11 protein-coding genes are annotated in these 11,063 nt (G+C 73.5%); 6 read left to right on the top strand and 5 right to left on the bottom strand.

The annotated features are described in order from the left end of the window. Positions 1-21: 21 nt before the first annotated feature. The 3 genes from ACFZB3_RS29035 to ACFZB3_RS29025 all read right to left on the bottom strand — a co-directional run bounded on the left by ACFZB3_RS29035 (position 22) and on the right by ACFZB3_RS29025 (position 2,304). Entirely contained in the window at positions 22-627 is a 606-nt protein-coding gene (locus tag ACFZB3_RS29035; protein ID WP_391380264.1) for a hypothetical protein, read from the bottom strand. Positions 628-978: 351 nt separating this feature from the next. Beyond that, positions 979-1,803, bottom strand: a complete 825-nt coding sequence (locus tag ACFZB3_RS29030) for an MOSC N-terminal beta barrel domain-containing protein (RefSeq protein ID WP_391380262.1) — start codon at positions 1,801-1,803, stop codon at positions 979-981. Between the two features lie 42 nt (positions 1,804-1,845). Beyond that, entirely contained in the window at positions 1,846-2,304 is a 459-nt protein-coding gene (locus ACFZB3_RS29025; protein ID WP_352362959.1) for a DUF6643 family protein, read from the bottom strand. A gap of 279 nt (positions 2,305-2,583) precedes the next feature. Between ACFZB3_RS29025 and ACFZB3_RS29020 the strand changes: the two genes are divergently transcribed. Then, complete coding sequence (locus ACFZB3_RS29020; RefSeq protein WP_391380641.1) at positions 2,584-3,948, top strand: TerD family protein; 1,365 nt, start codon at positions 2,584-2,586, stop codon at positions 3,946-3,948. A 22-nt stretch (positions 3,949-3,970) separates the two neighbouring features. Here ACFZB3_RS29020 and ACFZB3_RS29015 read toward each other — a convergent pair whose 3' ends face one another. After that, the gene (locus ACFZB3_RS29015) at positions 3,971-5,164 is read right to left on the bottom strand and encodes a glycosyltransferase (protein WP_391380259.1); all 1,194 of its coding nucleotides are present in this window, start codon (positions 5,162-5,164) and stop codon (positions 3,971-3,973) included. 39 nt (positions 5,165-5,203) lie between these two features. On the opposite strand from ACFZB3_RS29015, the gene ACFZB3_RS29010 reads away from it, so the two are divergent. After that, positions 5,204-5,995, top strand: coding sequence for an aspartate/glutamate racemase family protein (locus ACFZB3_RS29010; protein WP_391380257.1), 792 nt, complete (start codon positions 5,204-5,206; stop codon positions 5,993-5,995). Between the two features lie 89 nt (positions 5,996-6,084). Further along, a complete protein-coding gene (locus ACFZB3_RS29005) occupies positions 6,085-6,642 on the top strand; it encodes a hypothetical protein (protein WP_391380254.1) in 558 nt (185 codons plus the stop codon). 117 nt (positions 6,643-6,759) lie between these two features. Here the strand turns inward: ACFZB3_RS29005 and ACFZB3_RS29000 are convergent, their stop codons facing one another. Continuing rightward, a complete protein-coding gene (locus ACFZB3_RS29000; RefSeq protein WP_391380252.1) occupies positions 6,760-7,797 on the bottom strand; it encodes an O-antigen ligase family protein in 1,038 nt (345 codons plus the stop codon). Positions 7,798-7,982: 185 nt separating this feature from the next. Between ACFZB3_RS29000 and lnt the strand changes: the two genes are divergently transcribed. The 3 genes from lnt (at position 7,983) to ACFZB3_RS28985 (ending at position 11,015) form a co-directional block, all read left to right on the top strand. Further along, a complete protein-coding gene (gene lnt / locus ACFZB3_RS28995) occupies positions 7,983-9,596 on the top strand; it encodes an apolipoprotein N-acyltransferase (protein ID WP_391380250.1) in 1,614 nt (537 codons plus the stop codon). Between the two features lie 66 nt (positions 9,597-9,662). Then, positions 9,663-10,142, top strand: a complete 480-nt coding sequence (locus tag ACFZB3_RS28990) for an NUDIX domain-containing protein (protein ID WP_391380248.1) — start codon at positions 9,663-9,665, stop codon at positions 10,140-10,142. 54 nt (positions 10,143-10,196) lie between these two features. Then, positions 10,197-11,015 carry a 3-hydroxybutyrate dehydrogenase gene (locus ACFZB3_RS28985; RefSeq protein WP_391380246.1) on the top strand — a complete coding sequence of 273 codons (819 nt, stop codon included), beginning with the start codon at positions 10,197-10,199 and terminating at the stop codon, positions 11,013-11,015. Positions 11,016-11,063: the final 48 nt, after the last annotated feature.

Here is an 11,063-nt window from a genome sequence, read left to right as displayed (position 1 = left end):
TGACCAGAGACGGAAAGGCCGTCAGCTGCCCGTCCCGGCCTTGCCCCAGTCCGGGCCGGCCCGGTCCCAGGCCTGGTCCCACCGCGCGTATCTGCGACGGACCATACGCCAGACGATCATCCGCCTGGCGCTGTCGACCAGCCCCGCGGTGAGCAGGGCCGCGCCGAACCCGGCCAGCACCGCGTGGGTCGTCGCCGTCACGGCGTCCAGCGGGCGGGCCGTTATGAGGCCGTGCCGGTCCGTCCAGACGTCGAAGTGGTCGCCCTTGTGCGGGGATTTGAGGGTGGTCAGGACCGGGCCGTGCCGGTGGGTGCCGTCCGGCGCGGTCCAGTCGGCGAGCACCCGGCTACGGGGGTCGTGGGCGCTGGTGGCGTCCGGGTCGGGCTCCACCGGGGCGCCGCCCAGCTTGCGCACCACCGTGGCCAGGACGAGATGCCGGTCGTGCTGCTGCTGGCGGACCGACCGCTGCAGGGTGGCCTGGGCCGCGGCGCCGACGAACGAGCCGAGCACCGGCGCGGCCACCACGATCAGCACCAGTGCCACCAGGGCCACCCAGGCCTCGGCCAGGTCGGTCGCACGGCGCAGCGGATTGTGCCGCCAGCGCCACAGGCCGCGGATCGCTCGCACCGACCACCACCCCCTTCCCGCTCCGTGATAACCCCCGCCCGGTCCGTTCACCCGAGCCCCTGGCCGAAGAGAGAGCGAAATCACCCCGGCCGGGACTCTCATGAACTTCTCACGACCCCAACGACCGGGCCGCGGGCTCGGGTTCCCGCCGAGTCGGAGATCACTCGACTTCCGGTCGAGGCCGGCTCGACCGAGAACGGCTCGGCCATGGGCGGCTCCCGCGTGGGCGGATCGGCGGATGGGCGGCTCCGGCGTGGGCGGATCGGCGGATGGGTGGATCGCCGGATCGCCGGATGAGTGGACGGGCGGATGCGCGGATCGGTGCGAGGTGTCGCCTCGGGGGCCCGGACGTCAGCCGAGGACCCGGACCGGGTCCCCGACCCGGATCGTGCCGGGGGAGCGCGGTACCAGGTTCTGGCCGAAGACGAGCTGGTTGCCGAACCTGCGGTGCCGCGCCAGCGTCCGCAGCGGCTCGCGGCCGCGCTCGGCGTCGGCCTGGTCGGTGGTGGTCACGACGCACCGCCCGCACATCTTCGCGACCCGGAACTCGACCTCGCCGATCGCGATCCGCTCCCAGTCGTCCTCGGCCCAGGCCCGGGTGCCCCGCACGACCACGTTCGGCCGGAACCGGTTCATGGGCAGCGGGCCCTCGTCGGCGTGCTCGCCCCGCGCGATCAGGGAGTTGAGGGCGTCCAGCGAGGCCTGCGCGGTGACCAGCAGGGGGAAGCCGTCGGCGAAGCTCACCGTCTCGCCCGGCAGCGCGTGGTCCGGGTCGATCGGGCGGCGGTTCGCGGGGTCGTCCATGTGCGCGAGGCGGACGTCGGCCTCCAGATACGCGCCGCACCACGCATGGGCCGCCTCCGCCGCGAGGACCGCCTCCACCTTCGTACCGAAGATGTCCACCGGCACCGTCACCCCCGGCTCCGGGACCGGCACCGCCAGGGGCGTGCGCCCGGGCGCGGACAGGCGTACGCCGCCGCCGGGCAGCAGCTCGGCAGCGGCCAGCGCGAGGCGCGGCTGCGCCCGCTGGGTGACGACCTTTCCCCCGTCGTCGATCAGAACCCAGCGTCGGTCACCGGCCAGCCCCCAGGGCTCCACGACGGCCTCCCGGGGCGAGAAGCCCCGGAGCGCCTTGACCGGGTGAACGTGGATCGACTGCAGTTCCGCCATCCCCATGACGCCATCGTGCCAGGCGGCACCGACATCGGGGGATGCCGGTCAGTAGCCGCGGTACTGCTGCTGTTGCTGGTTGTTGTACGGGTCCTGGTACGGAGCCGCCTGCGCGGGGCGCGGAGCCGCCGGGCGCATCGCCTCGTAGCCCGTGCCGCCCATCATCGGACGGGGCGGCTGCGGCTGCTGCGCGGGGTAGCCGCGCGGTCCCGTCGCCTGCTGGGGGATGTACGCCGTGGGCGCCTGCTGCAGCGGCGCGGGCTGCTGCATCTGCTGCGGGTAGCCGTAGCCCGGGGCCGGCTGGGAGGGGCCCGCCGGGAGAGCGGGCAGTGCCGACGGCAGCGCGGGCAGGTTGCTGAAGCTGCTGGGCGCGTCGTAGGCGGGAGGAACCCGGATCGGGGCGATCTGAGGGGTGCCCCGTTCGGCCACGAGCGAGTCGTAGATCGGAGTGTCCGGGAAGGAGGCGGAGTAGTAGCCGCCGCCATAGGTGGAGCGGGGGGAGGTCATGGCACATAAGTTAAGCCCACGATGTGCTGGTTGGGGAGACCGATAAGAGGGTTGTTTTCCGTGTCGGCAGTGACGCCGGATCCCCAATCCGAGCGAACTCGGCAAAAAAGGACGGCAATGAGCGTTCGGATCGTGTAAAGGCCGAGTTCCGAGCCGGTTACCGGCAGTTGGCCAGGGATCTTCCTGTGCCGCTCATGGGAGATACCTGTCCCCGGGAATAGGTTGTGAGGGTAGGGATGACCTGGGGCGGCCGGGGCGTGCCCGGCGTGCCGACACATGATGGGGGCGGACATGTCAATGTCGAAAGGATCGAATACGCCGGTGCCGACCACGGCGCTGCGCGTCGAATTGGGCCGGCGCTCCGGCCCGGGTGTCCCCGACGCGGACGCCTCGGCGCTCCTGCTGGTCGCCGGGAAAGTGCGCTCCGACGGCGACTTCGTCTTCTACAACCAGCCCGCGCACGCCTCGGGCGCGGTCCGGCACGAGGGCAAACGGCGCTCGGGCGACCTGGTCACCGACACCCTTTTCGTCGACCTCGCGCGCGTGGAGAACCAGATCGAGCGGATCGTCCTCGCGGCCTCCGCGGACGGTGGAACGTTCGGGCAGGTCCCCGGTCTCTATGTCGAGATCCGGAACGCGGCCGACGGGAATGTGGTGGCCCGCTTCGACAGTACGGGAGCCACGGTGGAAACCGCTTTCGTGCTCGGCGAGTTGTATCGCCGCCAGGGCGGCTGGAAGTTCCGTGCGGTGGGACAGGGATACAGCAGCGGACTGGAAGGGCTTGCTACCGACTTCGGGATCACGGTGGACGAGCCGCAGCACCCGGTGCAGCCGCCCATGACGCAGGCCGCCCCGCCGGCCCCGGTACCGGCCGCTCCGCCGGCTCCGGCTCCCGGCACTCCGCCGGTCCCCGCGCCGGTCGCCCCGCCGCGGCCTGTCACCCCGCCCTTCCCGCAGCACCCGGTGCCGACCTCCGCCGGTCTGCCCGTCCCGCCACCGCCCCCGCCGACCGCCCCCGTGCGGCTGTCCAAGGTGACGCTCACCAAGGCCGCCCCCTCCGTCTCCCTGGCCAAGCAGGGCGGCACCTCGGGCGCGCTACGGGTCAACCTCAACTGGCAGGTCCGCAAAGAGCTCCCCGGCTGGGGCGGCCGGCGCGGCGCAGCCAGTGCGCTCGACCTCGACCTGTGCGCCCTGTACGAGCTGGCCGACGGGCGCAAGGGCGTCGTCCAGGCGCTGGGCAACGCCTTCGGCGCCCTGAACCGGCCGCCGTACATCCACCTCGACGGCGACGACCGCACCGGCGCCGTGTCGAGCGGTGAGAACCTCACCGTCAACCTCGATCACAAACAGGACTTCCGGCGCATCCTGATCTTCGTGACGATCTACCAGGGCGCCTCGTCCTTCGCCGACCTGCACGCCACGGTCACCCTCCAGCCCCAGCACGGCGCCCCGGTCGACTTCTCCCTGGACGAGTGCACGGTCCCCTCGACCGTGTGCGCGCTCGCCCTGCTCACCAGCACCGGCGGCGACCTGGTCGTGCAGCGCGAGGCGCGCTACCTGGTCCCGGAGCGCGGGGTGAGCCCGCAGCGGACCGTCGACCGCGCCTACGGCTGGGGCATGAACTGGACGCCCGGCCGCAAATGACGCGAGGAGCGGCGCGGGCCGGTCAGCCTTCGTCGGCGACCGTGCCGGGACGCGCGTAGGTACGGCCCTTCCAGGCCGCCCCGCGCCCCCGGTAGTGCTGCACCGCCGAGTCGACCGTCATGAGGAGGTAGAGGAACGCGGTGAACGGCAGCAGCGGGGCGAGCCACAGCGGCTGCCGGTAGTAGCGGAGCATCGGCAGGTACGTCGCGGTCATCACCAGCCAGGCCGCGGCGCCGAGCAGCAGCGCCGCGGTGCCGCCGGTGACCGCCCCGGCCAGCACCGCCGTCGGCGGCACCAGGTACACCAGCGCGAGACCGGCGACCGTACCGAGGAGCAGCAGCGGGTTGTGCCGCAGCTGCGCGTACGCGCTGCGGGAGACCATCCGCCACAGGTCGTGCAGGCGCGGATAGGGGCGCACGCTGTCCACCCGGTCGGCGAGCCCCAGCCAGATGCGGCCTCCGGTGCCCTGTACCGCCCGGGCGAGCGCCACGTCGTCGATCACGGCGTGCCGGATGGCGTCCGGGATGCGCGCCCGCTCCGCCGCGTCGGCGCGCAGCAGGACGCAGCCGCCCGCCGCTGCCGCCGTGCGCGAGCCCTTCCGGCCGATCCGGCGGAACGGGTACAGCTGCGCGAAGAAGTAGACGAAGGCGGGCACCACGAGCCGTTCCCACACACTCGCCACCCGCAGCCGGGCCATCTGCGAGACCACGTCGAAGCCCCCGGTGCCGGCCGCCGCCACCAGCAGCCGCAGGCTGTCCGGCCCGTGCGCGATGTCGGCGTCCGTCAGCAGCAGGTACTCGGGGCCACGCGCGCGTGCGAGACCGATGCCGTGCCGTACCGCCCACAGCTTGCCCGTCCAGCCCGCCGGCGGCTCACCGGGCGAGGTCACCGTCAGCGGCAGCCCGCCGTGGCGCGCGGCCAGCTCCCGGGCCAGCTCCCCGGTGCCGTCCGTACTGCCGTCGTCGACCAGGAACACCTCCGCCCGCCCCGGGTAGTCCTGCGCAAGCAGCGACGGCAGACTGAGCGGAAGCACGCCGGCCTCGTCCCGGGCCGGCACCACCACGCACACGTCCGGCCATTCGGCGGGCTCGCGCCGGGGCGGCAGCCGGACGTCGGTGCGCCAGAAGAAGCCCTGGCAGAGCAGCAGCCACAGCCAGGCGGCGAGGGACACGGCGGCGATCCATGTGAAGGCGCTCACCCGCGCAGTCTGCCCCATCGGGCCTGCTCCCAACGGCCCATCGTCTATCGTGGCCGGGTGAAGATCGCGCTCATCGACTCCGGAATCGGCCTGCTGGCGGCCACCGCAGCGGTACGGCGGCTGCGCCCCGACGCCGATCTCGTCCTCTCCTTCGACCCGGAGGGCATGCCCTGGGGACCGCGCACCCCCGAGGGCATCACCGAGCGTGCCATGGCCGTCGCCGAGGCCGCCGCCGCCCGCCGGCCGGACGCGCTGATCATCGGCTGCAACACGGCGACCGTGAACTCCCTGTCGGCACTGCGCGCGCGCCTGGAACCCGGCATCCCGGTCATCGGCACGGTCCCCGCGATCAAGCCGGCCGCCGCCGGCGGCGGCCCCGTCGCGATCTGGGCGACCCCCGCCACCACGGGCAGCGCCTACCAGCGCGGCCTGATCGAGGAGTTCGCCGGCGGTGTGCCGGTCACCGAGGTGCCCTGCTGGGGACTGGCCGAGGCCGTGGAGCACGCCGACCGGGCCGCCGTCGACGCCGCCGTGACCGCGGCGGCCGCGCTCACCCCCGACGACGTGACGACCGTCGTCCTGGGCTGCACCCACTACGAACTCCTGGCGGAACGTATCCGCACCGCCGTCCAGCGCCCCGGCGCCGCACCCCTCGCCCTGCACGGCTCCGCCGGTGCGGTGGCCGCCCAGGCGCTGCGCCGGATCGGCGCCCGGCCGGCCCCCGACGCGCCGGCCACCGGCACGGTCACGGTGCTGCTCAACGGCCGCGAGGGCGAACTGCCCGAGGCCGCGCTCGGCTACGCCGAGGCCCGGCTGCTGCGCACGGCCAGTCCTGCCGCGTCCCAGTGAACCGTCCGGGGCCGGGGATACCCCCGATGTGAGCAGTCACCCTCCGCAACGCGGTGCCCGCGCAGCGAAACCTGAGTAATCTCGTAGACATGAGGGACCACCCCCGCGACCGCTCTCCGGACGAGGACGCCTCACACCCGGACGTCTGGACCGGGCGCGCCACGAACCGGGTCCAGTGGCTGCTGGCCCTGGTGGGCGCCGCCTGCATGGCGCTCGGTATCGAACTGGCCGTGGACTCCGCCTGGAACTCGGGCGTGACCGCCCTGGTGATGGCCGTCGTGGGCTGTATCGCCGCCGGGCTGCTGGTCCTCTTCGGCACCCTCGCCTTCGTCCATGTCGACCTGCGGCTCGACAGGGAGTGTCTCGAAGTCCGCTGCGGTCATATAGGAGTACCGCGCCGTCGTATTCCGCTCTCCGAGGTGGTCGGCGCCGACTTCTCCCCGCAGATCACCCCGCGCCACTGGGGCGGCTGGGGCTACCGCTGGCGCCCCGAGAAGGGCACGGCCGTCGTCGTCCGCCGTGGCGAGGGCATCGTCCTGCGCCTGTGGGACGGCCACACCTTCACGATCACCGTGGACAACGCCGAGTCCGCGGTGCGTGTCATCCGGGAACGCCTGCGGACGATCACGCCGGGCACGGCGCACTGACGCGGGCCGCACCCGGGGCCGGACCACATGTGGCCGGACCATGTGTGGCGAGTACACATGTGGCCGGGCTGCGCGGCCGTACCGGTGGCCGCGTGCGGGGCCACACAGTCGTACGGCTCAACTGCCTGGCGTCCCCACCCCTCCCGCCACCCACGGGCGTGCCGTCGCCAGACCTGCCAGCAGGCCCGCGCCCGCCGACACCGTCGTGAAGCTCAGCGCGTTGCCGACCGCGGCGATCACGGCCAGGGCGGTGAGTGCCGCGCCCGCCGTGAGGGCGACCGGGGTGGCGCGGGGGGACCGCCACAGGGCGTAGAGGATCCAGCAGAACGCGGTGGCCAGCAGAAGGACGCCGACCAGGCCCTGCTCGGCGGCCAGCTGGAGCGGCGCCGAGTGCGGCTTGCCGTCCGGCAGCAGGGCCTCGGACGCGGTGCCGCTCAGCTCGCCGAAGCGCCCGGGGCCGACTCCCTCGGCGGTGTTCCGTTGCGCGAGACGCAGGGCGTCCCGCCACAGCAGGACGCGATGCTCCGTGAGAGGTCCCTCCAGGGCGGTGGCGAGGCCGGCCGGCAGCACGTCCGCGGCGACCGCCCAGACCGTGCCCGTCACCAGGGCGGCCGCCAGAGCCAGCCCGGCGACCGCCGGACCCCGCCGCCGCATCCGGCCGGCGGCCAGGGAGCAGAGCAGCACGACGGCACTGGCCGCGCAGCCGACTGCGGAGCCCACGGCCGCGCCGGCCAGCACGATCCCGGCGGCCAGCATCCGCAGCCCGAACCGCAGCGCCGGAACCGGCGTCGCCCACGCGGCGCAGCACGCGCCGCCCGTCGCGAGAGCCAGCAGCGCCGCGACGGCACCGGCATGGCCGAGCGGGGTCGCGAACTGGGGGCCCGGCGCCAGCCGGGGCATCGCCACCGCGAACGCCAGCCCGGCCAGCGCGCCGGCACACGGCGCGGCGACCGGCAGCAGCGCCCCGGACACCCGGCCCGCGGCATAGCCCGCGGCCACCGCGAGCACCGCCAGCAGCACGCCCTCGGGCCGTCCGTCACGGCCGGTCGCCGCGATCAGCGGCCACGCGGCGCACGCCCCGAGCACCACGACGCCCACCACGTCAGAAACGTTTCGTCTGTCATTGTCCGCGCCCGTGTCGGCAGCGGACGTCATCCCGGTCGACCCCACCGTCGCCCCCCGTACCCCGGTCCCCCGACCTGCGGCGGGCCCCGCCACCCGCCTCGGCACACCGTAACCGGTGATGCCCGCTTTGTGGATGACTTGCGCGGGAACGGTGTGATTCCTGCATGCCGGGACCGTGCTGTCGGCCGCAAGGTCAACCGCCGTACACTCCCGGAGTGACCGTCACCGCAACCTCCGTCGACCAGTCGGACCAGCTCACGCCGCGCCCCGCGCCCAGCGCACGCGGCCTCCGGCTGCTCCGCCGCCTGGTCCCGGCCGCCGCCTCCGCACTCAGCGGAGTGCTGCTGTACGTCAGCTTCCCGCCGCGCACCCTGTGGTGGCTGGCGCTGCCCGCCTTCGCCGGATTCGGGTGGGTGCTGCGCGGCCGCAGCTGGAAGGCGGCCCTCGGCCTCGGCTACGTCTTCGGGCTCGGCTTCCTGCTGCCCCTGCTCGTGTGGACCGGCGTCGAGGTCGGCCCCGGGCCGTGGCTCGCGCTGGTGGCCATCGAGGCGATCTTCATCGCCCTGGTCGGTGTGGGTGTGGCCGCCGTCTCCAAGCTGCCGGCCTGGCCGGTGTGGGCGGCCGCCCTGTGGATCGCGGGCGAGGCGGCACGCGCGCGCGTGCCGTTCCGCGGCTTCCCCTGGGGCAAGATCGCCTTCGGCCAGGCGGACGGCGTCTTCCTGCCGCTCGCCGCGCTGGGCGGCACACCGGTGCTCGGCTTCGCCGTCGTCCTGTGCGGCTTCGGTCTCTACGAGGCGGGGCGGCTGGCCGTCGAGGGCCGGCGTACCCGCGAGATCCGTCGCGGAGCGGCGGCCGTGGCCCTGCTGAGCGTGGCCGTGCCCGTGGTGGGCGCGGTGGCGGCGCGGTCGCTGGTGAGCGACAAGGCCGAGGACGGTTCGGTCACCGTCGCGGTCATCCAGGGCAACGTGCCGCGGGCCGGCCTGGACTTCGCGTCGCAGCGGCAGGCCGTGCTCGACTACCACGTGAAGGAGACGCTCAAGCTGGCCGCCGACGTCAAGGCCGGCAAGGTCGCCAAGCCGGACTTCGTGCTGTGGCCGGAGAACTCCTCCGACGTCGACCCGTTCTCCGACGCCGACGCGGCCGCCGTGATCGACGGGGCCGCCAAGGCGATGGGTGTGCCCATCTCGGTCGGCGGGGTCGTCGAGCGGGGCGGCAAGCTGCTCAACGAGCAGATCCTGTGGGACCCGGTCAAGGGCCCGACATCGACGTACGACAAGCGGCAGATCCAGCCCTTCGGCGAGTACCTCCCGCTGCGCGGACTGGTCGGCGCCATCAACAAGGACTGGACCAGCATGGTCCGCCAGGACTTCAGCCGGGGCACCAAGCCCGGTGTCTTCGACATCGACGGCACCAAGGTCGGCCTCGCCACCTGCTACGAGGCCGCCTTCGACTGGGACGTGCGGGACACCGTCACCCACGGCGCCGAGATGATCTCCGTGCCGAGCAACAACGCCACCTTCGACCGCAGCGAGATGACCTACCAGCAGCTCGCCATGTCCCGGATCCGCGCGGTCGAGCACAGCCGGACCGTCACCGTGCCGGTGACCAGCGGCGTCAGCGCGATCATCATGCCGGACGGGAAGATCACCCAGAGGACCGGCATGTTCGTGCCCGCCTACCTGGTGCAGAAGGTGCCGCTGCGCACCTCCGAGACGCCCGCGACCAAGCTGGGCATCCTCCCCGAGATCGCGTTGGTGCTGGTCGCGGCGGGTGGCGTCGGCTGGGCGATCGGGGCCGGAGTGCGCGGCCCGCGCGCCGGTGACGCGTAGCCGTACACCCGCTGTACGCCCGGTGGCTTCGGCGGGGCGCGCGGAGCCGGGCGTTAGGGTCGGCGTATGGCTACTCCTGACTTCATCCGCACGATCCGGGCCGCCGCCGGCCACCAGCTCCTCTGGCTGCCCGGGATCACCGCCATCGTCTTCGACGACGACGGCAGAGTGCTGCTGGGCCGCCGCACCGACACCCGCAAGTGGTCGGTCATCGGCGGCATTCCGGAGCCGGGGGAGCAGCCTGCGGCCTGCGCCGTCCGGGAGGTCTTCGAGGAGACGGCGGTGCGCTGTGTCGCCGAACGGGTGGTCCTCGTGCAGGCGCTGGACCCCGTCACCTACCCGAACGCCGACGTCTGCCAGTTCATGGACATCACCTTCCGCTGCCGGGCCGTCGGCGGCGAGGCCCGCGTGAACGACGACGAGTCGCTCGACGTGGCGTGGTTCGACCCGGACGCCCTGCCGGAGCTGAACGAGTTCGGGGTGTTGCGGATCAAGCAGGCCATGTCGGATGCACCCACGTGGTTCGACACCACGGCATTCAGCTGAAGTATGTGTGCTGACGCCATGGGGGAGCGGGTGGCGGCCCCCTAGGGTCGACTCATGAGCCCGCCCAGCACCCGCTCCGCCCCCGGCCGCGCCCCCGTCCTCGATCTGCACGGCCGCACCGCCCTCGTCACCGGTGCTGCCGGGGGCATCGGCCGCGCCTGCACCCTCCGCCTGGTGGCCGCCGGCGCCCGGGTCAGAGCCGTCGACCGGGACGAGGCGGGGCTCGCCGAGCTCGCGGACACGGCCGGGCGGGCCCCGGGCGCGGCGGGCGGCGGCGCCGTCGAACCGTACGTCCTCGACCTCACCGACCTGGACGCGGCCGAACGGGCCGCCGCCGGCACCGACGTCCTCGTCAACAACGCGGGACTCCAACTGGTGCGTCCCATCGAGGAGTTCCCGCCGGACGTCTTCCACACCGTACTGACCGTGATGCTGGAGGCGCCGTTCCGGCTCATCAGGGGCGCGCTGCCGCACATGTACGGACAGGGCTGGGGCCGGATCGTGAACGTGTCCTCCGTCCACGGGCTGCGCGCCTCCGCCTACAAGTCCGCCTACGTGGCCGCCAAACACGGCCTGGAGGGGCTGTCGAAGACGGCCGCTCTGGAGGGCGGGCCCCATGGAGTGACCTCGAACTGTGTGAACCCGGGCTATGTGCGCACCCCACTGGTCGAGAAGCAGCTCGCCGACCAGGCCCGGGCGCACGGCATCCCCGAGGAACAGGTGCTGACCGAGGTGCTCCTGGCCGACAGCGCCGTCAAGCGGCTCGTCGAACCGGAGGAGGTCGCCGAGGCCGTGGCCTATCTCTGCGGCCCCCAGGCGTCCTTCGTCACCGGTACCTCGCTGGTGCTCGACGGCGGCTGGACGGCCCACTGACGGACCGGGCACCCGCCGCCCGCGAGTTTTCCACAGGCCCGACGGGCC

The organism is Streptomyces sp. NPDC008092, from assembly GCF_042957285.1.
Classification (GTDB): domain Bacteria; phylum Actinomycetota; class Actinomycetes; order Streptomycetales; family Streptomycetaceae; genus Streptomyces.
This window is presented reverse-complemented; position numbering and strand designations above follow the sequence as displayed.